A 23,074-nucleotide genomic window follows, 5' to 3' on the forward strand; every position below is an offset into this window, starting at 1 on the left:
GGGTTCTCCGGTCGCCTAGCTAAAGCGATGGATGAATTTATGAAATCGCACTCGAGGGCTGACAAAGACGTTATCGATGTTTATTCACTAAGAGTCTGTCCGGGATCATTTTGCGGTTTGGCAGAGCTTACGGATCATGAGGCGGACGGAGGCCCAGTTGAGGAAGGCCAGGGCCTTTCGGCTGTGGCATTCCCAATCCTTGGCGAGGCGGCGGCAGCGGTTCAGCCAAGCGAAGGTTCGCTCGACGATCCAGCGTTCGGGTAGGACGGTGAAGCCCTTCGCCGTAACGGCATTGGCCTGATCGGATCGCTTGACGATCTCGACATCGACCTGTCGGCAAGCGCGGCGGAGGCCGGCCTGGAAGCGGGGGCCCTGGTAGCCGCCGTCGGCGTAGAGCTTGAGCAAGAACGGATAGAGCCCGAACAGGGTGGTCATCACCCACACCCCGCCGTCGCGATCCTGCACGCCGGCCGAATGCACCAGGGCGTGCATCAGCAGACCCTGGGTGTCGACGAGGATGTGGCGCTTCTTCCCTTTGATCGTCTTGCCCGCGTCGAAGCCGGGCGGATCGATCGACGCCCCCCTTTTTCCGCGCCCTTGACGCTCTGACTATCGATGATCGCTGCCGTCGGGCTCGCCTCGCGTCCCGCCTGCTCCCGACACTGCACGAACAGCGCGTGATGGATGCGCATCAGCGTGCCATCGTAGTCCCACAGGTCGAAGTAGCCGTAGACCGTGCTACGTGCCGGCATATCCGTGGGCAGGGCCCGCCACTGACAGCCTGTGCTCAACACGTACATCAGGGCGTCCACCACGGCCCGGGTCTCGACCGTGCGCTTGTTCCCGCCCCGCTTGGCCGGCGGGATCAGAGGCGCAATCACGCCCCATTCCGCGTCCGTCAGGTCGCTCGCGTAGCGCAGCGCGCTCCGGTCGTAGCGAACACGGTTCTCGGTCGTCCACATCAGCAAAGGCCTTTCTCAGCCCTCGCTTGAATCACAACCTGCTCAAACTGCACACCTTGTTACCGAACAGACACTAAGTTTTTATACCGCAATAGCGAGATGCGAAGAGTTCTGGGGAGATTTGGCTTTTAAGCGTCCAGAGGGTGGCAAATGGCGATCTCAATTTTTGGCTGGAATGTACGACGCGCAGATGCTGGCGGTCTCCCGGTTAGAACACAATCTCCTGCATGTGCTGGCAAATAAAACACCTCAGATCGTTGATGGAACTCGCCAGCTTTTTGAGGATCCAAAATTCGAAGAGTCGGTGCGAACTGGAACGAATACGCCTCAAAGAATTCGATATAGAGTTGAACAAGTCCACAAAATGCTTGTGGCGATTGCCGGCGAGTAAATCACGAGAGCACTTCTATTCGACCATCGGATTGATGCGCAGTCTGCAGACTGACGGCTCATTCATCGATCAAGGTCTTTCGCCCTCGCCGCACAACTCGAAGGCGCGCATTCTTCGAAACGGACTTTCAGTTTCAGCTTTTGCACTCCTTGAAAATTATTTGAAGGACCGAATTGGTGAGGTCACTGCTGAGCTAGCAAAAACTTCTATAAGGTTTGATGATTTTTCAGTCGAATTGCAATCATTCTTCTCTATCAAAGCAGTCCAGGGATTCGCCAAGCAGTTAAACTTTGCAGAAAAGAGCGACAAGCTTAATTTTGCCAAGCAAAACATCTCGTCTTTGGCTAAAATATTTGGCGCTCCAGTTGAGTACACAAATTTTGGGTTCAGTCCAACAGGATCGAACGTAAAATCTGATGATATCAAAGACCTACCATCCTTGTTTGGGGGGCCTGCAGGCTGGCCTGAACTCCAATTAATCTGTAAAGAAGTCGGTATATCTAGAATGAATTTATCGAACGACCTGAATAATTTTAGCCGAGCTAGAAATGCCGGGGCCCACGATATCATGACTAATGTCGCCTCCACCGATCTGGAAACTCACCTTGAAACGTCTCTGGTTCTTGGTCTTTCCTGCGACATTTCCATAACAAATTCTGTTGCGTGGATTTGTAGTTCTAAAAGTTTTACCCAAGCAACTGCGTCCAATCTCACGAATCGGCCAGTCTATAAGTTCGTGCGTGAAAATCCAGATAGCACTTGGTCTGAATGGAGCGTAGGTGGCAAAAGGGTCATCAAAACTTATCCGAGTTTTGAACTTTCGCGAGCGGGATGTCTAGGCCGCAAATCCGGCCACTACCATACAGTTGCAATTGATAAATTTTCAAAGCCAATTTATATAATCTAGACTACCCACATCTCTACACATATTTTCGGTATACGTGGTTTATATATTAGGTATCAACTGATAACGCAATAAATTAATTGACAGAATGGTTAAATTTCTCGAATATTTTGTCTCCTAGCGAGTATATTGCGCTTTGCTCCGACGCAAAGTTACCACTTACAGTGATTTGTGGAGTATAATTCGGGATAAACGCCAGAAGTTCGATTTCTATCTGGATTAAGCATTCCTTCCGGACGGCAACCTCTGCGCCACACGCCAACGGCGTGCCCGTTGGACCTACTTCGCGTCATGCTGCTCGTCGCGGGCGGCGTCGCGCAGCAGGTTGTTAGGCAGCGACGCTGGAAGCGCAGTGTTTTTCCTGTGAGGTCATTTGCTGCGCCGAATTGGTGACGCACTCGCCCGTCCTGCCAACGCACGACGCAGCGGTTAGCATCGCGAGGCAAGGGAGCGACCGCCCAAGAGATGGGGCATTCCGTTGGCTCGACCGAACTACGGGAGGAACGGGCATGGCTAGCAAAAAGGTATTGAAACGTCGCCTCTACAATGTTTCCGCTGCAGCTCATTATTTGCTTGATCAGCAACAATCGGTGTATCTGCGCGCTATTAAACTGTACGAAATGCAAATCGCGGTGTTTTTTGGCGAGAAGTTAAATGTTCGCCAACGCAAGCGAAAGGAGTTTCCAGACCGGTGGCTCGCCGTCTCAAGCGATCTGCTCGCCGCCGCTCGGGTCTGTAGTGCGATCCGCTTGTTGCAGCATATACGCAAGGCGCGGCGCCTCGACGAGACTGCGTTGCCTTCCCTCTTGGACGATCCTGCCGCGCGCGAAGTGCTCGGCCGCGTGCTGGAAGAGCCGGTAGGGTTGCGCAAACTTGCCATTGCCCTGCGGCCTCGCGCCTTGGACATCAAATTGCGAAACCGCCGACGCCGGCAACGTCGATACGCTGGGCTGTATGACATTTCGCTTCGCTGGAAGATTGATCCAAAGTCAACGCTCAAAGGTGGATGGTCAACCGCCGCCAAGTTGTTCAAGCAAAAGGAGGGCACTGACGCCCACGTCACTATTCGTCAGTACTACCCCTACCTGGGCGGCAAAACGCGCACTTACGAAATCGCTGATGAAGATGATTTCCTAGCGGCATTCGTCTGGCTAAGCCAGTACGGCGATGATCATTTTCGCCCGAGGCAAATTGAGAAGGCCAGTTTCGCACGGAAACTCTTAAGCGACGCAAAGGACGTAACTCGCTTAGGCCGAATTTTCGGGCGGTACGAATTCGTCAAAGCGTGCCTGGAGGAGCGCAATTATGCGCTTCTGGCACTCGACCTTGGGGCGTTGGTGACCCCCGAGCCGGTGGCGATTGCACCGCTTACTGAGGAGCTACTAGACGCCATTCTAACAATTAAAACAAAGGCTTGAGAACTGGTCCGCTGTGTGGGCGGACCAAATGGCTCGTATCGGTGCGGTAAATTCGCCTTTCCTCATTCCGAGGACTGGAGACGCGCTTATGCTCAGCCCCAATGCTACGCCGCCGCTCGACCAGGGAGCGGAAGATCCCCCGCTCGGTACCTTCGTTCCGACCGAAAAGTCGCCCGACCACGCCGGGCCGACCCAGTCCGCCAATGCCGAGGACGCGCCGACGGCGGTGTCGGCCATCGACGCGGCCTTCGCCGCCTGCCGGGCTGTGGGCGGCGGTGACGGCGTGTTCGGCAACGCCTGGATGGACCGACTGATTGAGGTCGTCCAGCCGGCCTACGACCTGCTCTGGCTCACGCACAATAAGCCGCCCGAGCTCGCCCGCCTCGCCCGCATGGCCGAGATCCCCTTCACGAAGGCCACCGAGAAGAACGTGCCCCTTCTCTGCGTCAAGCTCGCTGCGCGCCCGAAGGAAAAGGAGACCGATCATCACAAGCTCTGCTCGGACTGGTCCACGCTCCTGAGCTGCGCACTCGCTCAGAACATCTTGCCCGACGAGTTCATCGCCTGGGTCGGGACGACCACGGTGCGGAAGTGCAAGGCTACCATCGCCCGGGAGAAGGCGGCCGCCCGCACCGAGGCCGGCCAGCTGCCTCGCAAACGTAACCAGACGCAGTTCGACGCGGCGCGAGCGGGCGGTGCCCTCGGGTCGGCCGCCGAACTCAGCGACGTGCTGACGAAGATCCAGACAGCGGTGCTCGAGGAGCTGACCGCTCCCGGCACCGAAGCTGAGCGCCATGAGCGAGTGGCCGCAACGCTGCAGGGTTTCGTGAACAGCCACGCCGTCCGCGAGGAGATCGGATCCGAGCACGACGCCCGCCCCGTGATCATGGAGGTCGCGGATGACTGAGCGAGCGATCAAGGGGGGAGGGCCGGTGGCCCTCTCTCTCACCGACCGCGTCGTCGCCACGGCCATGGCGGCGGGGGCGGGCTTCGACACCGGGGCGGTGACCTGGCCGGTCGGGCGCGGTCACCGCCGTAAGCGCAGCCCGAACCGGGCGACGATCCGGGCCCTGAAAAAGCGCCGGTTTCGCTGGCTGCGCAAGCACGGGCAGCGGCATCCCGATCTCACGGTGATGGCCGCCGAGATCGCGGCGTGCGGCCGGGGGCGGCTGCGCGATCGCTGTCTGCACCCGGTTTGCCCGCGCTGCGCCCACGCCGTGCAGCGCCTGCTGGTGCGGACGGTGAGCCGCTTCACGGCTAGCCGTCCCGCGGAGGTCTGGAAGATCATCTCGATCATCCTGCCGCCGCTCGATCCTATCGGGGAAACCGACTTCCGGGCTGAAGGGCTGCGGTACGCGGCGATGCTGCGCGAGGTCGGCATCACCATCGGTGTGTTTGGCCTCGATTGGAGCTCGAATGAGGACCACCGCCAGAGCTTGCCCGAGACCGAACGTTTTGCCGCCTACACCTGCGTGCACCTGTTCGGTTTCGCTCCGGCGGCACAGCTTGAGGCGGCTGAAACCCGGCTGAAAAAGCTGGTTCCCCCTACCGATGCGGTCCCACGCCCGGTGCACGTGAAGGCCTGGGACGGCGGCTTGGCGGCGATCGGCTATGCTCTGAAACAGGAATTCCAGCGACGGCAGACCATCCTCGAGGATGATCCGCGGCGGGATAAGCCGGTGCGTGACACGCGTGACCGCGACCTCACTGTCGATCAGCAGATCCAGGCCGTCCGGGCGCTCACCCGAGCCGGGCAAACGGGCCGGATCGTCCTGCTCGGCTTGCGTTTCAAGGCCGTCGAACTGGGGCGGCTCCGTCTTGTCCCCACGCTTTGAAGAACGCACCCCGCGGCATCGGCGAGCTCGAAGCCCGCCTGCGATGAGCCTCCGCCTTGGTCTGGCAGGGACCGCCGTGACTTTCGTGGCCCCTGCTCATGACCGGCACGCCCTCTCTTCGAGGGACCATGCCGGTAGCCAAGAAAAGGGAGTTGGGGCGGCTCCCGGCGCTTGCCACCTCCCTGCCTCTGTGAGGCAACACGGCCGACGTCGCCCCTGACCGAGAAAATTGACCTGCCCAGCGGGCTTTTACACAACCTAGAGGTGGGAGGCATGAACGCCTCCCCGTTACGTAAATGCTGTGAACTGCATATGGCGGCTCACCACGGCACCATGCCCCAAAACACGTGGGATAGGTGGGATCCAGGGAAAAATCAGCCCTGAAACCACCTGTCCCACCTCCATTTCACCCAGCAAGAGGACGCTTTCCATGACGACCGACAAGACACGCACCACCGGGCCAGACCGGCCCCACGACACCTTTGAGTTGCCCAACGACGACGGGGTCCCCCGCATTCGGGACGGCGTCATCGATCAGGATGGGACCCGTTGGTTGTGCTATGGGACGACCGACCTCTCGTGCTGGTTCAGCCCGAGCGAGCTGGTGCGTGACGACAAGACGGTGTTCGTTCGCCTGACGCAGGCGGGCACGGACCTTCTGACGAGCAAGACGAAGACCGCCTTCATGACGGCGGTGGAGCAGTACAGCGGCTACCGTCCCGCCCTGGTCGCCGCGCGGCCAGGTTGGCTGGAGAAGGCGCACTACGTCTACGGTAACGGCGACGTCGAGCGTCCCGACGGTGACACCCGCGAGGTGATCATCGCGTTCGAACCGAACCCGAAATTCGCCTCCGTCGGCACCCTGAAGGCCTGGCAGGCTTCGGTCGGACCGGTCGTGGCGAACCAGCCGATCCCGCTCTTCGTCATGATGTACGCGCTCGTCGGGGCGATCCTGCGTTACGCGCCCGCTCACGTCCAGAACCCGCAGGTCGAGCTCGTCGGCGAAGGGGAGAGCGCGAAGACCACGATGTTGACCGGCGCAGCTTCGGTCTGGGCGGGCGATCCGACGAGCGATGTCGGGGGCGCCGAGACCTGGGACATGACCGCCAACGCCCACGACCCGCTCAAGCGCGCGCACGCCGACAACCTGTTCGCCCTCGATGAGGTCAATCTCGCCGGATTGGACAGCAAGGGTCAGCGTGAAGTGGTGCAGAAGGTCGCGTTCAAAGGAGCAACGACCGGCGGCCGGAAGCGCCTTACCGACGTGGCCGCGGCACCGAACGTGCGGGTGGCGACGCTCAGCACGAGCAACGTGCCACAGCGCGACCTCCTGAAGGCTCCCTCGGCCATCGTGGACGCGGTCGCGTCGCGGATCCTCACGGTCGCGATCCCGAAGGAGCACGAGCTCGGCGTCTTCCGCACTGTGCCGGCAGGGTTCGTCAACGCTCGCGCCGCAGCCGAACACCTGCGTATCGCCGTCGATGAGAACTACGGCATCGCCGGCCGCGCGTTCGTGCGGCACTTGGTGGCCGCCGTTGTCCGGGACGAGAGCGCGCTGCGCGCCAAGATCGAGCGCCTCATGGCTGAGTTCAAGATCGCCGCCCGAGAGGAAGCCGTGGTGAAAGGTAAGGCCCGCGGCGAGAAAACCGTCGCTCTCACCCACGCGGTTGGGATCTTCGCCCGCGAATGGGGGGTGCTACCCGAGTCGTGGGGTGCGCTGCTGCCGGCGACCCTGGCTGTCTATCATTCCCATGCGACGGCCGGCGATGCGCCCTACACCCCGCCGGCCATCGAGCGGGTCCGAGCTTTCCGAGCTCGCAACCGCGGCAAGTTTGGCCGGGCGCGGGACGGCAGATGGCCCTACAATGACGCCGAGTTCCTAGAGAAGCCCGGTGTCTTGCGCCTGAAAGGTAAGCAACTTCAGCTGCTGATCCCGGCGCAACGGTTTCGTCGGGAGTTTCCCGACCACATCGACATGTTGAAGCAGCTGCGGGACGAGGGACGGGCGCAGACGGAAGGCGGCAAGCAGCCCAAGAACACGATCAAGCTGCCCGGTCGGATCTGCCGCACGGCACCGCGGGTCTACTGCATCACGATCGTCGACGATCTCAATATCAATCGCAAAAAGCGTGAGCACGTCGCGTAGGTTGCGGGATAAGATTTCGGTGGCCGGGAAAGTCCTTCCGGCCACCGGGGTTAGGCTTAGCGGATCTAATTCGCTCAACGTTACGCTGACTTACAACGTCCCTCTGCGAACTGCTCAAGCTCTAGCGTGCAGCGGGCTTATCTTTCCGCTTGGTGAGCTGTTTCGTACGTTGAAGAATACCCAAGATCAGTCCGCTCTCGAAGGCCGTCGCGAGTGCACCCTCGACGAAGCGATCTTGGCGGATGAACACCGTAAGCAGCTGGGCGAGCTGGTGTTCGTTGGCGCCGGCGAGTTGGGATGGGTCGTTGCGTAGGCGCTGCGCCTCGGCGGTCTGCGCCCAGGCCGCCCAGTCGAAGCCGCTCAACACCCAGTCATAGGCGTAGCAGTCCGCCACGAACCGTTCGGCTTCGGCATTTGGCAAAAACGATGGCGCCGAGAAGGTGCCGGGCTCGGCGTCCGGATGGTACCATTCGCCCGCCGGGGCGGCGGGATCTGCGAACGCAGGGATGTGCTGGGCGAGCGCCACGAGCCGTGCTCTCCGGCGCTCCAGGGTCTCCTTCATGACCCTCTCCTCAACCGATGCGCTTAAAACGGCCGAACCTCGATCAAATTGTCCCCGAACGAGTTCTTACGCACCGTGATCGTCACGAGCCCGCGCTGGCCCGACGACCAATCCGCGATGAACAGACACGATCGCGTCACGTTCGGCTCGGCCGGGAGCGTGCGCCCGCGCGTCAGATCGAGCAGTTTCTGGCCCCTGAACTGCGAAAGGTCTATCGCGTTGGCGGCATCCATCATCTGGCGACGCACGGCGACCTTGTTGCAGGGGTCGACTGCCAATGCCGCTTCCTCCTCGCGCTGGTTCCGAGCCAAGAATTCGGCGTCTGCCTTTTCCTTTACCTGCTGCTCCGCGACGCGCTTGGCGTCATCGCGTTGCCGCTGCTTGTCCGCCTCGGCGGCCTGCCGTTCGGCCTGTGCCCGGACCTCCGCCTGCCGATCCGCTTCGATCCGTGCCGTCCGCTCGCGCTCGCCGGCAGCTTCGACTTCACGGTTCCGGTTCCGGCGTTGAAGATCGGCGGCATCCTGTTCCTGCGTGCGCGCCCGAGCTTCTCGTGCCGGCCGATCACGCTCCCAGGCTTCGGCTTCCCCTGCCCGTGCCGCCCGCAGCTTGGCCAGGATGCGGTCCTTCGCGGCCGTGACCTGTTCGGCTTCGGCTCGCCCGAGCTTCGGCCCGCTCGCTTCCAAGGCCTCGACCGCCTTCAGTTTGAGCGTGATGTCGTCGGCCGCGGTCAAGCCATCCGCTTCCGTCGCGCGTGCGAGAATTCCCGCCAGCTTGGCTTTGGCGCCGATGGCGTCCTGCTGCGCCTGCCGGATGCCAGCCTCGTTTTGGACCTCCTGCCCGAACACCAGCGTGTGCAGCCAGTCCCGCTCTGTCTCTGCCTCCGGGGCGGGCAACTGCACGCAGTTCTTGACCCGGTTCTCGAAGGCGCGCCAGACCTCGTACGTCCAGCCGGCGAGCGGCACCGAGAAGGGGGCGTCCGGTCCGTAGTCCGGTGCTCCGCCACGCGGCCAGGCATTGACAGTCTGCCGGTTGAACCGGTCGCAGGACAGCGTTTGAAGCACGAGCGTGTGGTCGGGCTCATCCGTTCGCGGCCCCGGCCCGTACCGGTTCGCCATCGGCTCGCGCAGCTGGTTCAGGAAGCCGGTGTAGCTCTTCAGACCGGCGACGCTCTTCTCCGTCGTCCCTTCCCAATCCCGCGCCGTTGTGTCCTCGCGGAAGCCCGGCAGGCTCCGTTTGCAGTCGAGGAGGAAAGTGCGGTAGCGGCCGTAATCCGTTTCTGTCCAGCGATAGATCGACAGGCCGAACAAGCCTGACAGCTGCTCCCATGGTCCGCCGCGCGGGCGCTCCCGCTGATACGCTTCGCAGGTGGGTAGCGTCATACTGACCGAACCCGACTGGGCCTTAACCGAGCTGTAGCTGCCGATGGTTGCGACCACCGCGGCGCCGAGCATCGGCAAAATCACTACCTTGGCTGTGTGGATCACGCTGTTCTCCCGGTTCGATATTTTGCTTGTCGCGTGGTGGGGATGCGTCCGGCGAGGTCGCTCGCGACATCCTTACGTTGACAAAATGAGGGACTAATGGTCCGTCGATTGTCAAGCCGTGGATCGGGCTGTCTCGCGCGATGGACGCGCGGACGATCATTGGCTGGAACCTGCGGCGGCTGCGGGTGGAATGCGGGCTGTCGCAGGAGCGGTTGGCGTTGGCTGCCGGCATCGACCGAGCCTATGTCGGCCGCGTCGAGCGCGGCTCGGAGAACGTGACCATCACCACGCTGGAAGCGATGGCGGCCGCCTTGTCCGTCCCGGTTGCGACGTTGCTGACGGAGCCTGCCGCCGACGCACCGAAGCCGCTGCCGCTGCGGGCCGGGCGTAAGCGAAAGCCGTAGCTGCCCTGTCACCGGTCGGCCGCCGCATGGGCCGCTAGGCCCCGGAGATCCACGAGGATCAGTCGCAGTTCGCGCCATGGCGAGAGGCCGCACGCGGACGGGCTGGGCTCCTGCGTGCAGAGCAGGACGCCGAGCTTCAGCGCCACCGCGTCGAGGGTTCTGGCGGGGGTCGCGAGCAGCCCGTCAGCCCGGTCGAGGACGGCTGCATCGAGGGCCGCCTGCTGCCCCTGGGCGGCGATCAGACCGGTTCTTTGGGCCGCCCCGTCCCAGCGCCTCTGCCGGCGCTCCAGAACCCGCTGCAGGCGACGCTGATGGCGGCCTGGAAGAACGGCTTGAGCGATGGTCAGCGCGTCGGCAGCATGACGACGCGTTCCTTCCCAATCAGGGGGCAACGGCACCCGCGGGTAGTCCATCTGGTCGAGGAGTGTCGCCTCGATCCGGTCGCAGCGCGCCAGCGCGGCCTCGTGCCGGTCTAGTAGCGCGTGAAACTCCGCGAAAAGCCGCGGTATCGGATCGGCGACGGGGTCGAGGGAAGCTGCCTTCGATGAGGGCTGCTCGGCACCCATCCCCTCTCTCACCAGTGCCGGCAGGCCGCTGAGAAGGGCGAGTAAGCGCCGGCGGGCCGGTGATCCCCGGGCCAGTGGCTGAGCCGCGTTGGGCAAGGCATCTTCGGGCCAGTCCACCTCAGTACTCCTGCGCGAGCAGGATGGTGAGGACCCGATCGCCGTCGAAGCGGTCGATCTTCCAGAAGATGCGTTCGCCAGCGGCTTCCACCGCGCCGAAGTCGTGCTCGCCATACGGGTCGTTGTCGGGCTCGAAGCGGTCGAAGGCGGCGATCGCGTCGAGGATGACCTGCTGCCGCTCGCGGCCGAGCGCGACGACGCCGGCGGTGAGGACGAGGGTACCGCCGGCGAGCGAGCGGCGCAGGATGTCATTGAGCGCAGCAACGCGCCCCACATCGAGGATGTCGGTCATGGAAAGCCTCAGGGAATGAGAAGGGAGGGTTGGTCTGTCGCGGTGGACGCGTAAGCGTCGCGCTTGGGCGCCCGGGCGGGCGATGCCTGACCCGGGCGCGACGGCCGCCGCAGTCAGCCCTCGCCGGGCGGGAGCAATGCGAGCTGGCTGACCGGCCGCGAAATCGAAGGTTCGAGCGGGTAGTCCCGCCAGCGCATCGAGAAGACCCGGCCGTTGCAGCCGATGACCTCGGCCTCCCACCAGCCCTCGTCAGGTCCCTCCTGGGCCAGCACGATGCTGCCGAGCCCGATCTGCTCGCGCTCGGTTGGCCGGACCTCCCCGATGAAAAGACCATCCCCGGGCCGAGGCTTCGGAGGAGCGTCTGCCGTTGCGACCGTCGGCACCATGCTTGCCACGTCCGCTATGGGCGGTGCTGCTTCGGTGGGAACAGCCGGCTGTTCGGCTTCACCACCTTTGGCTGGCGGAAGTGGCTCGGCGAAGGAGGCATCCAGCTCGCCGACCGGTTCACGCCTCTCTTCGGGGCGCTCGGTGATGCTGAGGCCTGCCTGGTCGCCGGCCAGCGCGACGAGGCGACCGTAGAGATCCCGGCGAGCGCCCGGCACGTGAGCCTTGCCACTCGGCAGGATGCGGCCGTGGGCAAGCTGCAGCGCGAGGGCACGCTGATCGTCGTCAGCGACCGGCAACACGCGCAGCTTCATTGTGACCGCTAGAGCGGTGGCTGCCTCGGCCTGATTGCCATCGAACCAAGCGGCACAGGGCTTGCCGCTGCGATTGCGACCAAACAGCACCAGGACCGGTGGTTGAGGGGTCAGTGGGCTCTCGGCGACAGGCATGGAGTCGGGGGCTGGGGCTGGAATGAAATGGATCGCCATTTTTGGGCTCCTGAAACGACGAAGGCCCCCGTGATGGGGGCCTTCCGTGGAGGTGCTGGTGAGGGGCGGGCGCCGGCTGGCGCACGATGGCGGTCGGTACCGCGGTGCTCGTGATCGCCGATGCAAGGCGCGCTTCCTCGATGCGTATCGGCTGGCACCGAAGCGATGCAACGGTTCGCCAGTCGACAGCATCAGCGTAGTACAAACTACAGCGTTGTCAAGATTTAAATCCTATAAATTTATGGTGGTCATTGAAACACCGACTGTTCTGCGCCATGAACAAGAGTTGGCCGTCGCCACGGAAGCAGACATGCTGCTCTCGACCCAACCCAGTCATTTCGGGTCCCCGAGGGGATGTCCGGAAGCGGACATTGAGCGGGCCAGCTTCGTGCGGCTGGAGTTGGCCGAAAGCTGTCCGTCTGGTTTCTGGCGGTCGGTGGTGTGAAGCAGACAGAGTAGATGGCCTGTGCATCACGTGCTGCCACGCCAAGATGGTACTGTCACGTAGCAGGAGCTTCGAGCCACTACGATGCACAGCCCCAACGGTTAAGCGCCTGCGCTACAAGCGTGCAGACTGCACCGGGGGAGGAGGGAAGCACCCACTGCAATCAACCCTAAGGTGCTCGCCACCAGCATGGCGATGAGCGGCGCGAAGCCGACGCAGATGAGCCACGCCGCCGTGGCCACCGTACCCGCACGCCGTGATGGAAAAACAGCACAGCCTAATCCTGCAGACCAGAAATCACGCTCAACGCTTATTCTGATCAGTTCACGACGCCGTGAACACAGCGGCGCCTCATTCCCACGCCCAAGAGGAAGCCGAGCGCCCCCACAAGGCGCTGCCGAATCGCCGTCCCGTGCGATGCATGTCTCTTCGCCCCCTCGGCTGGAGGCTTCGGGTAGAACTTAGGCGGTGTTGATGCTGTTCATCTGGTCAGGTTGGGGGATCGTGGTCATCCCCGTCATGGTCGGCACGGCGGTCGCGGTCGGGGCGGTGGGCGGGTTGGCGCTTCGGGCCCTCGGTCACCCCGAACTCACCTTTCTCGCCATTAGCCTCGGGTTGTTCGCGGCCGCAGCCGCCAATTGGATCGTCGGTCGGCGCCTGAACGGCAGGGCGCCGCGCGAACTCATTGATCCGGCCACGAGCGAACGCGTTCTTCTCCGCCGTCGACACGCGCTGTTCTGGGTACCGGTGCAGTACTGGTCCGTGCCAGTCGCGCTTGCCGCGCTCGTCCCATTGCTTGCTCTGCGCAATCTCTGAATCTGACGCCCCCAACCAGCCATACAGTTGAGGAGATGAGCATGCCGCGTGGCAGCTGTGAGCGTGCGGAGAGACCCAGTCGGTTCCTCGTGGCCTGTCTCACCGTAGTGATGGCTACGCCCGCCACGGCCGTGACACCGGTGACGCCTGTGGATGTTGAGAGCTGCGACGCCTTTCTAGATGCCTACGCTCAGTGCGCAGCAAGCCCTGGCGTGCCGGAGGCCGCCCGCCCCAACATTCGGCAAGGCATCGGCACGCTGCGCGAGAGCTTCCGCGACGCCATCAGCCGCAACACGGCCGCCCGCCCGACGGTCGCCTACCAGTGCGCGCAGGCCCATGAGGCCGTGCGTAAGAGCATGGTCGACGCCTTCAGGTGCGACTTCCCCGCTCCGCCGCCGGCCTCCCAGGCTCTGCTGCAGGCCGCGCCACCCGCGGCCTCGGCACAAGCGCCGGCCCGGGGGGCCGTGCGCGCCACCCTACCCCCGCCAAGCCCCGAGATGCAGGAGGTGGCGAAGGTGAACGCCTACACCGAGGTGCAGAACCACCTCGTGCGTTCCCATCCCCTGGAACGACAGCTCGCCGACTACCGACGCGACAACGAGCGCGTGCTCAAGCTCGGCACGAAGCTGGGTGCCAACGCCTGGTACCATTTCGGCATCGTCGACTTTGACGGGGTAATCGACGAACTGGACAAAGCGACCGCCCTGCCGGGGACCATTCCCGAGGTCGACTCCCAGGCCACCCGGCTGCTCGCAGCCTTGCGCGAGCTCAACCCGGTACTGAAGGCGCTGACCCGCTATCAGACCACGCGAGAGTTCAAGGAGGACGGCTACAAGTTCGCCCGCGAACAGCATCCGATCCTCGTGCCCAAGGTCGAAGCCGCCGCCAAGGCGATGGACGTCTACGGCACCGCCCTGTTCGAGCGCGAGCTCACCCGGGACGAGCGGCGGATGGCGTCGCTGGCGGAGGACGCCCCAGCACGCCGACTGCTCGCCACCAGCTTGGCGCTACGCCGGGCAGTGCAGCGCTTCGAGGCCCTGGCGCCAAGGTCCGATACCGCCCCGTTCCTGGCCGCTCTCAGCGACGTGTCGACCGCGAATCGACAGCTCGGGGCAGCGTTCGACGGCATGAACCCCAAAGCGAATTCGTCGTGCACCGGATACGCGGACACGGTGGCGAGCGTGATCGGCCACGGCCGCGACGTCGCGCGAGACATCAAGGCGAAAGGTGACCCGAGCCAGCCGGCGCGGCTGTTCAACGAGGCTTACAACCGCTCGGTGCGCGATCTCGAATCCTGCCAGCGATACGAGAATAGGGTGCGGCCGAGCTGACCGACGCTGGCACAACGCAGGCTGGCGGCCACCGACAATCGAACGCCGAGGGGCAGATGATCATGCCGCTTCATCAGGACCGCCGCGGCAATCGCCGGCTTCCTCCCGTCGTCTGGCTCGTCGCCTGGGTCGTCGGCGTTCCGGCATTGCTCGGCGGGCTCGGGGCTTGGGAGGTCGAGCGCGGGCTGGCGAGCGCCGAGAGCTATACGCGGCGACTGGTTGAGCTGCCGGTCTCCGTCGTCCAACTGCGGCTGCTGGCGGCGACAGATCCCTACGCCTCAGTCCGTTTCGAAGGCGGGCGCACCGCCTACGGGGCGGCACTGGCCGCCGACAAAGCTCAGGAGGCGCTGGCCGCGGCCACACGCGACCTGCCGCTGGCCCGGGCTCGCGCGTGGGTGCCGTACGCGACGCTCGGCGGCGCGCTGCTCGCACTGCTGACCGGTCTCGTCGCGCTGGCCGGCGGCGGAGCCGCGGGCCTGTGGGCGCGGCGCTCGCGCGACGCCTTGCTCGCCAGTTTTGACCTCGTGCGCCGCGTGCTGCCGGTGCTGCTTGGACTGCAGATCGTGGGCTTGAGCCTCGCGGTGCTCGCGGCCGCTCTGTTCGAGGCCACCGGGCTGTGGTTCACGCAGCGGTTCTCGGCCGGCGAAGCCAAGCTGCTGCTCGGCGCGCTGGTCATCGCCGCCTTGGCGGCCTGGGCCGCGGTCGCGGCGGTCCGCGGCCTGCGCGGGGTGTTCGCGCTGTTCACCCCCGAGCCCATCGACGTACGCGGCCGCGTCCTCGATGAGGCCGATGCACCGGGCCTGTGGCGCCTTGTGCGCGAGCTCGCCGGGCGCGGGGACGCGCTGGTCCCCGACGCGGTGGTCGTCGGCTTGACCGGTGGCTTCTTCGTCACAGAGTCCGCCGTGCGCCTGGGTCCAGACGCGCGAACGCTGACTGGGCGCACGCTGTACCTACCGGTCCCCTATCTCGGCGTGCTTGACGGGCGCGAGCTTTCCGCGGTGATCGGGCACGAACTCGCACACTTCGCGGGCGAAGACACCGCCTATAGCCGGCGCTTCACCCCGATCTATGCCGGCCTACATCGCGCGCTGACCGCGCTGGGCAATGTCGGCCCCGGAAACCTACTCGCTCGCCCAGCCGCCTATGTCGGCCATCGCAGCCTCGGCACCTTCGACGCGGCGGTGGCGCGTTGGAGCCGGGCGCGTGAGTCCGAGGCCGACCGGCGCGGTGCCCAGGTCTCTGGGGCACCAACCGCAGCCTCCGCTCTGCTGCGCGTTGGCGTCCTCGGCCCGGTGGTGGGCGAGATGCTCGCATCCGCCTACGGCGAGCCAGACGCGGCGCCCGACGATCTTGTCGCGGGCGTACTCGACGCAATCCCCGCTGCCGGCTTCCCCGACCCGGGGGCGCACCTCGACGACCGTCAGGCGCATCCCACCGACACCCACCCGCCCGATCGGCAGCGGATCGCGGCGCTCGGCGTTCCGCTCGACGCCGAGCTGTTCGCTCGCGCCGCCCGGCCGCTGACCGTAGGGGACCGTGACTGGCCGGCCGCCCTGGTCGCGGACTGGGCTGGCCTGTGCCGCTGGCTCAGCGCGGACTTCCTCACCGGGGCACGGGAGCACCGGGCTGCCGAGCGGCTATACCTGGAGGAGACCGCGGCGGCAGTGCCAGTCGAGGAGACGCTGGTGCACGAGAATGGTGCGCCGATGGTCTGGACGATGGGCATCCTAGCGCTCCTCTCCGCCGGGGCCGGCGCCGGCCTGCTGCTGTACCCCCGCGCACTCGGCATCGCGCACGATGCGTTGGCCCAGCAGATCCTCGCCGCCGTCGCCGCGGCGGGTGTCGCTTTGGCAGGCATCGTCGCCGCACACGTGCATCGACGCGGCCGGACGCCGCTGCTGGTGCTGACGCCGGACGTGCTGCGGTCGCCGCTGCTCGACGGCGCGGTCGCGTGGCAGGATGTGGCGGACTTCCAGGTCACGCACGGCAAGCGGCTCACCTTGACGCTGGCACTCGCGCCGGACGCCGCGCTGCCGAGGGCCAAGCGCCTGTTTTCGCAGGCCCGTGTTAGCCGACGGCGACGTCACGTCAGCGTGCAGTCTCTGGGCGCGCGCGGCCTGAAGCCCGACGCCTTCGCCGTGCTGGTCGGACGCTATCTCGCGGCCTCTCGCGCCCGCGTGCACCTGTCAGCGGCACATACAGGGCTCTGATCGCTTGGCCACCGGCAAACGTCTTTCCAAGCGCTGGTTCAACGCCGCTTGTGGCCCGTCGCCCTATTCTTCGCGGCATTCCTGATCGGGCTAGCTGTGCAGTCCCGAGGTGAGATGGATTGGATCGTCTCTGAAGCGGTCTGGATTGTCTGCCCAGGCCCGGCAGATCGTTTCATACGGAGTAAGGCCGCGTAGGGTCTTGAGCCGCCGAGCGAAGTTGTAGGCATCCAGGAAGGCGGCGAGGTGTTCCCGCATCTGATCGTGGGTGTCGTAATGGTAGCGCTTGACCGTCGCCTCCTTGAGGGTCCGGTTCATGCGCTCGACCTGACCATTGGTCCATGGGTGGTTTGGCTTGGTGAGCCGATGCTCGATGTCGTGTGCCCGGCAGATCTGGTCGAAGCGGTTGACGCGGTACAGGGCGGTCGGGCCGCGACGGTTCTTGGGCAGCTCGGCGAACTGGACGCCGTTGTCGGTCAGGATGATGTGCAGGCGGTAAGGACAGGCCTCGATGAGTGCCTCCAGGAAAGCGCAGGCCACGGGTCGATCAGCGCGTTCGTGCCGCTGGGCAAAGGCGTATTTGGACGTCCTGTCGATGGCCACCCAGAGGTACAGCTTGCCTTCGCCGGTGCGAACCTCCGCGATGTCGATGTGGAAGAAGCCGATCGGGTAGCCCTTGAACGCTTGCTTGCCGGGCTTATCGCCGCCGACCTCGGGTAACCGGCTGATTCCATGGCGTTGCAGGCAGCGATGCAGCGACGAGCGGGTCAGGTGCGGGATGGTGGCCTGCAGCGTGTAGAGGCAGTCGTCGAGCGGCAAGAGGGTGTGCCGGCGGAAGGCGACGATCACCGCCTCTTCCTCGGTCGTGAGCACGGTAGAGTGCGGCGTCTTCGGTCCCATCGCCGCGTCATGAACGAAGGCTCGCTTATGCCACTTCGCGACTGTCTTGGGGTTCAGTCCGTGCTGGGCGGCAAGATCTTTGAGCGGAGCTTTCGATCGCTGTAGCGCTGCTCTGACCGCGTGCGTGGTCGTGGCGCAGCCGTGAAGAACCTGTCCCATAACGCCTCCCGGAATGCAGCGACCTCAGCGAAACTGATGCCACCACACCTCGGGACTGCACAGCTAGCGGAGAGCCGTCACTGGCTGGCGACGGGGAGATGATGCGGGTGCGTGCTGAGCGGGTGGCGCTGGACCTGATGCTTGGCAGCCCTCGGCGCAATTGGTCGACTTGGACGGTTGAGGTCTACAACGCATCCGGGCGGCACGTGATATCGAAGCCGTTCACGGATGTTCTTAAAAATGAGACGTAGAGACAAAAGATTAGGACGCTCAGACAATAAGGTTCTGGTCTGTTCCTGACGTTGGTGCGTTACTCACGCCGCTAATGAACAGATCAGGCTTTGAATGATGAACGGTGTCGCTCACCTAAAATGGCTGTCTCGGCGGGGATACGCGTCGTCGGTAAAAAGCGCGATCGGCCAATCGATCGAACGGCGGAAAAAGGCTGCTGAGATGCCCGCAACTTCGAGCGCGCCTTCCGCGAGGCAGTCCGGTGGGAACGTGGTTGCGTTCACGCCGCGTGGTGTATCTGGCGATGATCAGACAGGCAAAAAGCTTCAAACGTCCTGAGCGGCTTTGGCGCTCGATCCGGTGAGAAGCTCGGGTGTCAGCACTGAACCACAGGTCGGACGCCTATGCTTCGACCGCTCCGGCGTCGAGCACGAGCTGACGAACTAAAGCCTCCCGCCTTGCGTGACGCAGCACGATGCGGGCCGTCGCTCGGGCATTGGCCGCGCGCAGTTCAGCCTTGGGGCGCCATCGCGGAGCGCGCGCTAGGCCAAAGCGCGAAACCACAGGGCATTGGCGAGAGCTACGGCACGACGATCAGTCACCGGTCCGCGCTCGTGCGAGTCGGACAATCCCAGGGTCTGCATGGCATCAATCCTGAGCGGCAAAGGTACGCCCGCTCTCGAACTAACGGCCTTATGACACGGAATGATAGGCGGAACAATACTTATTTCTGCCCAGATATTCAATATCTTCCAGCAAGGGTTAGCATTCGCGCACTCACCATCCGTGAAATTTAGGGCATTCGTGCAACTCCATGTTGACGTAAATGTTAATAACAAAACTTCGTGAAATCACTATACCAAAAGCCTCGTAAACCTATCTATTCGTTTCAGATTGCAGCAATATATATGAAGAAAAGAGCCTTGATGATCGCAGGTCAGCTATGAACGACAATACGACCGATTTTGGTAGAGCGCTTGAGCTGACCCAAGAGCTGGCGCGTACGCTGATGCGATCGATCCAGGCTCAGCCCGGCAGGGTCAACGCGTCCGACATGGCCGCTATTCGTCGCCTTGAAGCGTTGGCACACCGAGGTGAGCTTTCAGAGGATTTCGCCGAGGCCATCTCCGCCACGCGGCGGACCCTGGCCCGCTTAAATGCAGAGGGAAGGCATCCGCGGCGGACGAGGCTTATCTCGACAGCAGCGGAGTAGGGCTGCCTGACCACGCATTGACCGGCTCGACCCCGCCGCCCGATCCGATCACGGGCTGGCGGGGGAGGTCGACTATCTCACCGGCGGTAGGCCGATACGCAACTTGGCCCGGGTGCAGGATGGCGAGGCAGCATTAGGAACGTGTCACCGCACCGGATGCCGTAGTGTGCTGGAACGGGGCGCTAAGTGGCCTCAGGCCGTCTCGGCGACCTTCTCAACCTTTTTCCGCCCGCGGGCCTTCGGAGCCGCCTCAGGGGCCTTAGCGGCCTGGGGCTTCCTACCGCGGGTCTTGGGCGCCTCGGAGACTGTTTCGTCGGCTGCGGCAGCCTTGGGAGCCGCCTTTTTCCGTTGCTGACCGAGGCCGAGGGATCGAGCAAGCTCGGACCGCTGAGCGGAGTAGCTTGCGGCGGTCGACGGGTAGTCCGAAGGCAAGCCGTAGCGTGCGCGGTACTCCCCCAACGTTAGGCCGGCCACGGTCAGGTGGCGCTTCAGCGTTTTGTAGGGCTTGCCGTCGAGGAAGGAGATCAGCGCGTCGGGCGTGACCGACTTGCGGATCTGTGCCGGCGTCGGCTTCTCGGGGCCCGCGGGCTCGGCGGGCGCCCCGTTGGCAAGACCCGCCAAGGCCGCGTGCACGCCGACGATAACCTTGGGTAGCTCCGACACCGGCACGTTGTTGTTCGAGACATAAGCCGCGACGAGGTCGGCAGCGAGTTCGATGAAATTGTTCGGTTGGGCTTCGGCTTGGTCGGCCACGGCGATCCCTTTCATTGAGTGGATCTATTGCTCTGCCGAACAAGGTTGATCGTCAAGGCATATCCAGGGAAAAACACACTACTGGATGAAAAAAGCGGATGAAAAAGTTTGTTGCTATGCTTCAACATGAGGTTTAGCGGGGAATAGAAACCCCGGACCGCTCGAGCGTCCAAGGCTTCTATCCCCGCTGCAGGCTGCTGTAGAAGACCTGTTGACTGTTCCTGCCGCAGCCGACGGCGCTCAATACGAGGACCGCTTGGTGTTGAGCCTCCAAGCCGGCTTGGCGCTGAGCTTCGGAGTCGTTCGAGCCACCGTGGGCCTCGATAGCCTGTCGTGGAAATAGGCGCCGTCGTTATCCACAAGTAGCCGGGGCCGCCCATGGGGACGCACCGGCCCACTCTTCCGCGAAACCATGTCCCTCGACCATGCGTACAGATCACAGCAGGCTCGCGCGATCTTGTGCGAGTCATGCCTTGATCCGGATGAGAGATCGGTAAATTTCACGCCGGTAGCGTACACACAGGACAATTGAAGTGACGGAAGAAAACCTGGGGTTGAACCCCGATATGCTCACAATGGCAGCCGAACTGGTAGCTGCTTACGTTTCGAACAACCGCGTACCAGCAACCGAGCTTCCCGCTCTGATCCGCACCGTTCATGCGGCGCTCAACGACATCGCGAACGGGACAGCCGCCGATCGTGCTAACGCCCCGGCCGAAGAGGTCGAGCAGCCGACCGCAGCGCAGATTAAGAAGTCGGTCCGGCCTGACGGCTTGGTCAGCTTCATCGACGGCAAGGCCTATAAGACGCTCAAGCGCCATCTGACGAAGCACGGCCTAGACCCAAACAGCTATCGAGCGAAGTTCGGCCTGCCGGTCGACTATCCCATGACGGCTGCCGCTTACTCCGAGGCCCGCTCCGCCCTCGCGAAGAACATCGGCCTCGGCCGGCCAGGCCGTATAGCCGCCTGAGCGACCTACAGAAGCCCGCCGCGATCCAGCGGCGGGCTTGGGGGCCTCAACCAGCTCCATACCTGCCCTTGGCGTTCCCAGAGCCGGTCGACGGCGGCTTCTCGTCGTAGCCGCCGCTTTCAGAAGGATGGTCCGGCTGCGGATCGGGAAGACCGGGGGAAGTCGGTCCGGCGCTCTCGGCCGGAGGCACAGGCGCCTTCGCAGGATCGAGCGGATGGCCTGGCGGTTGGGTACCGGCTGCTTCTGTCATCGTTGCTTCGTCGTCGCTCCTGGGGTCCTCGCCAATGCTCTATCAGGCGAAGGCATCTCATCGACGGAGGTCCCCCCTACGGGGCGCCCGCTCTGTCAGCGGGCCGTGATCTGTGCGACCGCGGGGGTGCGCCCAACAAGGCCACGAACGACTCTAACGGCCCGCACCGGCAGCTGCACCAGACCTCCGATCGCGACAACGGCTGCGACGGTGAGGATGGCGCCGACGATCTTCAGCATGGGTAGGGCTCCGGTGCATGCAGCGCCTGCAATGAAGCGGCGCCGGTTCTGCCGTTAAGGCAGCGCCCCGAAGGTGGCGAAGTTGTGGGCCGGTCAGTGGACCAGCATCATCAGGCCCTGGCCTATGAAGACCATGAGAGCAAGCTTGAGGATAAAGCCAATGTCTTCAGCTGCTTAACGCATCACTCGTCTCCGTCTCTGATGCTTAACGATCTCCTACATCGATCATCGAAGATAGCCCTGTTCATACATCGTTAGAAGTTTTATAGGGCTACACACAGGCGGTGCTTAACAATCTATTAAAGTGCAAGGCCGGCGTTAAGCATTGCACCGCACCGAATGCGCCTAGAGACGGCGCACGGAAAAAAACAGCACACTTAGGAGTGGCGAAGTTTGCCACTCCTCTTTTGCCTACGCCACGGCGCAGGCCACCGGGCGCTCCCCGCACCGTGCGTCAGGATGTCAAGCGCAGCGAACGGATCGAGCCTGACGCCCTCGCCGCAGTTTCCGGCACTCCGCTCGACAGTGAAGGGCGGCTAAGGGTGGAATTCAGCTGATCCGCTTTGGGCAGCGATGCAGGGAAGAGGACATCGTCGCAGTGCCCGGTTGCGACCCATCGCGGACCTTGGGAAGGTCCGCTTCACGACATGCTGGCAGAGTATGACCCAAGTCCGCGCCGGGTTAGATTTTCGGTTGTCAGCTTTGACGGGTGCTTTCCGAATAGCTGCCGCGCTTATCTGAAACCGTGGCCGTCGCATGCTTGACCGTGTGATCCCGGCACAGGATCGTCCCAAGGACATTCGGCGTGTGCGGCGGGAAACATGATCGGCCATCTGGAAATTCTGAGCCGCTTGATGCTCGCCGCCATCCTCAGCGGCCTGATAGGGATTGAGCGCGAGCGATTGCTCTGGGCCGCAGGCCTGCGAACGCACATGCTCGTCGGGGTCGGCGCCTGCCTCATCGTCATCGTTTCGGCCTTCGGTTTCAGCGATGCGCTCAGCACGCACAATGTCGTCCTCGATCCTTCACGTATCGCAGCGCAGGTCGTCTCAGGCGTGGGGTTTCTTGGAGCTGGGACGATCCTGCTTCGCGGCGAGGTGGTCAAAGGGCTCACAACGGCAGCGAGCCTCTGGGCGGTCGCGGCCATCGGCCTCGCGGTCGGCAGCGGCCTGTACGTCGCCGGCATCGCGACGACCGTCATCCTCCTGGCGATCCTTGCCGGATTGAAGCCCCTTCAAGAGCGCTATCACAACCGGCAGCGTGTCCAACCGCTACGGGTGCTGGCAGAGCCGGGTACGATCACGTTCGATACCCTGCAGGGGATCGCCGGGCAGCGTGCCTCGCGCATCCGCCAGTTCGTCGTGCAGCGTGCCGCCGATCCGGCGCAGGACGAGATCCTGATCTCGTTTGCGCGGCTATCAAATCAGTCGGTGGCGGAGATTGCTCAGGGACTGCGAGCGCGCCCAGGTGTGACGAGCGTCGAGAACGTCGAGGGTCATCTGTAGTCATCTGATAGGCCGGCGGGCGCGCAACCACTGTCCATACGAGCCGTTGTTCGGCATCGTAAAAATGGAGACGGCTAATGAAATTCAGGACGCTTGCACCC

Annotated in this window: 20 protein-coding genes; 11 read left to right on the forward strand and 9 right to left on the reverse strand. The window is 63.6% G+C overall.

What is annotated here, in order from left to right:
• Window positions 1-105: 105 nt before the first annotated feature.
• Window positions 106-962, reverse strand: a protein-coding gene (locus FV230_RS00165) for an IS5 family transposase (protein ID WP_147840723.1) whose coding sequence is annotated in 2 segments (ribosomal slippage) — window positions 106-578 and window positions 578-962 — 858 coding nt in all. Because the reading frame shifts where the segments join, the coding sequence is not laid out codon by codon here.
• Window positions 963-1,222: 260 nt separating this feature from the next.
• Between FV230_RS00165 and FV230_RS00175 the strand changes: the two genes are divergently transcribed.
• The 5 genes from FV230_RS00175 to FV230_RS00195 all read left to right on the forward strand — a co-directional run bounded on the left by FV230_RS00175 (window position 1,223) and on the right by FV230_RS00195 (window position 7,656).
• Entirely contained in the window at window positions 1,223-2,260 is a 1,038-nt protein-coding gene (locus tag FV230_RS00175; RefSeq protein WP_187275315.1) for a HEPN domain-containing protein, read from the forward strand.
• A 506-nt stretch (window positions 2,261-2,766) separates the two neighbouring features.
• Window positions 2,767-3,675: a hypothetical protein gene (locus FV230_RS00180; protein ID WP_147840726.1), complete on the forward strand. Its 909-nt coding sequence runs from the start codon at window positions 2,767-2,769 to the stop codon at window positions 3,673-3,675.
• A gap of 28 nt (window positions 3,676-3,703) precedes the next feature.
• Window positions 3,704-4,582, forward strand: coding sequence for a hypothetical protein (locus tag FV230_RS00185; RefSeq protein ID WP_147840727.1), 879 nt, complete (start codon window positions 3,704-3,706; stop codon window positions 4,580-4,582).
• 25 nt (window positions 4,583-4,607) lie between these two features.
• Entirely contained in the window at window positions 4,608-5,510 is a 903-nt protein-coding gene (locus FV230_RS00190; protein ID WP_147840728.1) for a hypothetical protein, read from the forward strand.
• Between the two features lie 430 nt (window positions 5,511-5,940).
• On the forward strand, window positions 5,941-7,656 hold the full coding sequence (locus FV230_RS00195; RefSeq protein ID WP_147840729.1) for a DUF927 domain-containing protein: 1,716 nt from the start codon (window positions 5,941-5,943) through the stop codon (window positions 7,654-7,656).
• Between the two features lie 121 nt (window positions 7,657-7,777).
• Here the strand turns inward: FV230_RS00195 and FV230_RS00200 are convergent, their stop codons facing one another.
• Together FV230_RS00200 and FV230_RS00205 are read right to left on the reverse strand one after the other, a co-directional pair.
• The gene (locus FV230_RS00200; RefSeq protein WP_147840730.1) at window positions 7,778-8,218 is read right to left on the reverse strand and encodes a DUF6508 domain-containing protein; all 441 of its coding nucleotides are present in this window, start codon (window positions 8,216-8,218) and stop codon (window positions 7,778-7,780) included.
• A gap of 23 nt (window positions 8,219-8,241) precedes the next feature.
• Window positions 8,242-9,702: a hypothetical protein gene (locus FV230_RS00205; RefSeq protein ID WP_147840731.1), complete on the reverse strand. Its 1,461-nt coding sequence runs from the start codon at window positions 9,700-9,702 to the stop codon at window positions 8,242-8,244.
• Between the two features lie 140 nt (window positions 9,703-9,842).
• On the opposite strand from FV230_RS00205, the gene FV230_RS00210 reads away from it, so the two are divergent.
• Window positions 9,843-10,106, forward strand: coding sequence for a helix-turn-helix transcriptional regulator (locus FV230_RS00210; protein ID WP_147840732.1), 264 nt, complete (start codon window positions 9,843-9,845; stop codon window positions 10,104-10,106).
• A gap of 8 nt (window positions 10,107-10,114) precedes the next feature.
• On the opposite strand, the gene FV230_RS00215 is transcribed toward FV230_RS00210, so the two are convergent.
• The 3 genes from FV230_RS00215 to FV230_RS30440 form a co-directional block, all read right to left on the reverse strand.
• Window positions 10,115-10,672 carry a hypothetical protein gene (locus tag FV230_RS00215; protein ID WP_246694669.1) on the reverse strand — a complete coding sequence of 186 codons (558 nt, stop codon included), beginning with the start codon at window positions 10,670-10,672 and terminating at the stop codon, window positions 10,115-10,117.
• A 118-nt stretch (window positions 10,673-10,790) separates the two neighbouring features.
• Window positions 10,791-11,081, reverse strand: a complete 291-nt coding sequence (locus tag FV230_RS00220; protein ID WP_147840733.1) for a DUF3768 domain-containing protein — start codon at window positions 11,079-11,081, stop codon at window positions 10,791-10,793.
• A gap of 113 nt (window positions 11,082-11,194) precedes the next feature.
• Window positions 11,195-11,953 (reverse strand): hypothetical protein, encoded by a 759-nt coding sequence (locus FV230_RS30440; protein ID WP_246694670.1) that lies wholly within the window; start codon window positions 11,951-11,953, stop codon window positions 11,195-11,197.
• A gap of 919 nt (window positions 11,954-12,872) precedes the next feature.
• Here FV230_RS30440 and FV230_RS00235 point away from each other — a divergent pair.
• The 3 genes from FV230_RS00235 (at window position 12,873) to FV230_RS00245 (ending at window position 16,755) form a co-directional block, all read left to right on the forward strand.
• Entirely contained in the window at window positions 12,873-13,214 is a 342-nt protein-coding gene (locus FV230_RS00235) for a hypothetical protein (protein WP_147840734.1), read from the forward strand.
• Window positions 13,215-13,426: 212 nt separating this feature from the next.
• Window positions 13,427-14,545 carry a DUF3829 domain-containing protein gene (locus FV230_RS00240; protein WP_246694671.1) on the forward strand — a complete coding sequence of 373 codons (1,119 nt, stop codon included), beginning with the start codon at window positions 13,427-13,429 and terminating at the stop codon, window positions 14,543-14,545.
• A gap of 56 nt (window positions 14,546-14,601) precedes the next feature.
• Window positions 14,602-16,755, forward strand: coding sequence for a M48 family metallopeptidase (locus tag FV230_RS00245; protein ID WP_147840736.1), 2,154 nt, complete (start codon window positions 14,602-14,604; stop codon window positions 16,753-16,755).
• Window positions 16,756-16,845: 90 nt separating this feature from the next.
• Here FV230_RS00245 and FV230_RS00250 read toward each other — a convergent pair whose 3' ends face one another.
• Window positions 16,846-17,811, reverse strand: coding sequence for an IS481 family transposase (locus FV230_RS00250; protein WP_147840737.1), 966 nt, complete (start codon window positions 17,809-17,811; stop codon window positions 16,846-16,848).
• A 1,636-nt stretch (window positions 17,812-19,447) separates the two neighbouring features.
• Window positions 19,448-20,023: a MucR family transcriptional regulator gene (locus FV230_RS00260; RefSeq protein WP_147840738.1), complete on the reverse strand. Its 576-nt coding sequence runs from the start codon at window positions 20,021-20,023 to the stop codon at window positions 19,448-19,450.
• A gap of 551 nt (window positions 20,024-20,574) precedes the next feature.
• Here FV230_RS00260 and FV230_RS00265 point away from each other — a divergent pair.
• Entirely contained in the window at window positions 20,575-20,979 is a 405-nt protein-coding gene (locus FV230_RS00265) for a MucR family transcriptional regulator (RefSeq protein WP_147840760.1), read from the forward strand.
• Window positions 20,980-21,324: 345 nt separating this feature from the next.
• Here the strand turns inward: FV230_RS00265 and FV230_RS29280 are convergent, their stop codons facing one another.
• A complete protein-coding gene (locus tag FV230_RS29280) occupies window positions 21,325-21,468 on the reverse strand; it encodes a hypothetical protein (RefSeq protein ID WP_187275316.1) in 144 nt (47 codons plus the stop codon).
• Window positions 21,469-22,289: 821 nt separating this feature from the next.
• Here FV230_RS29280 and FV230_RS00275 point away from each other — a divergent pair.
• Complete coding sequence (locus tag FV230_RS00275; protein ID WP_147840740.1) at window positions 22,290-22,973, forward strand: MgtC/SapB family protein; 684 nt, start codon at window positions 22,290-22,292, stop codon at window positions 22,971-22,973.
• Window positions 22,974-23,074 lie beyond the last annotated feature (101 nt).

Source organism: Methylobacterium sp. WL6, from assembly GCF_008040095.1.
Taxonomy (GTDB): Bacteria; Pseudomonadota; Alphaproteobacteria; order Rhizobiales; family Beijerinckiaceae; genus Methylobacterium.

Coding starts and splice junctions, on each gene's coding strand:
- FV230_RS00175 (WP_187275315.1), top strand. CDS start 1,223: ATGGAACTCGCCAGCTTTTTGAGGATCCAAAATTCGAAGAGTCGGTGC.
- FV230_RS00215 (WP_246694669.1), bottom strand. CDS start 10,672: ATGGGTGCCGAGCAGCCCTCATCGAAGGCAGCTTCCCTCGACCCCGTC.
- FV230_RS00265 (WP_147840760.1), top strand. CDS start 20,575: ATGCTCACAATGGCAGCCGAACTGGTAGCTGCTTACGTTTCGAACAAC.
- FV230_RS00275 (WP_147840740.1), top strand. CDS start 22,290: ATGATCGGCCATCTGGAAATTCTGAGCCGCTTGATGCTCGCCGCCATC.
- FV230_RS00245 (WP_147840736.1), top strand. CDS start 14,602: ATGATCATGCCGCTTCATCAGGACCGCCGCGGCAATCGCCGGCTTCCT.
- FV230_RS00220 (WP_147840733.1), bottom strand. CDS start 11,081: ATGACCGACATCCTCGATGTGGGGCGCGTTGCTGCGCTCAATGACATC.
- FV230_RS29280 (WP_187275316.1), bottom strand. CDS start 21,468: ATGCTGAAGATCGTCGGCGCCATCCTCACCGTCGCAGCCGTTGTCGCG.
- FV230_RS00250 (WP_147840737.1), bottom strand. CDS start 17,811: ATGGGACAGGTTCTTCACGGCTGCGCCACGACCACGCACGCGGTCAGA.
- FV230_RS00195 (WP_147840729.1), top strand. CDS start 5,941: ATGACGACCGACAAGACACGCACCACCGGGCCAGACCGGCCCCACGAC.
- FV230_RS00210 (WP_147840732.1), top strand. CDS start 9,843: ATGGACGCGCGGACGATCATTGGCTGGAACCTGCGGCGGCTGCGGGTG.
- FV230_RS00235 (WP_147840734.1), top strand. CDS start 12,873: ATGCTGTTCATCTGGTCAGGTTGGGGGATCGTGGTCATCCCCGTCATG.
- FV230_RS30440 (WP_246694670.1), bottom strand. CDS start 11,953: ATGGCGATCCATTTCATTCCAGCCCCAGCCCCCGACTCCATGCCTGTC.
- FV230_RS00180 (WP_147840726.1), top strand. CDS start 2,767: ATGGCTAGCAAAAAGGTATTGAAACGTCGCCTCTACAATGTTTCCGCT.
- FV230_RS00200 (WP_147840730.1), bottom strand. CDS start 8,218: ATGAAGGAGACCCTGGAGCGCCGGAGAGCACGGCTCGTGGCGCTCGCC.
- FV230_RS00260 (WP_147840738.1), bottom strand. CDS start 20,023: ATGAAAGGGATCGCCGTGGCCGACCAAGCCGAAGCCCAACCGAACAAT.
- FV230_RS00185 (WP_147840727.1), top strand. CDS start 3,704: ATGGCTCGTATCGGTGCGGTAAATTCGCCTTTCCTCATTCCGAGGACT.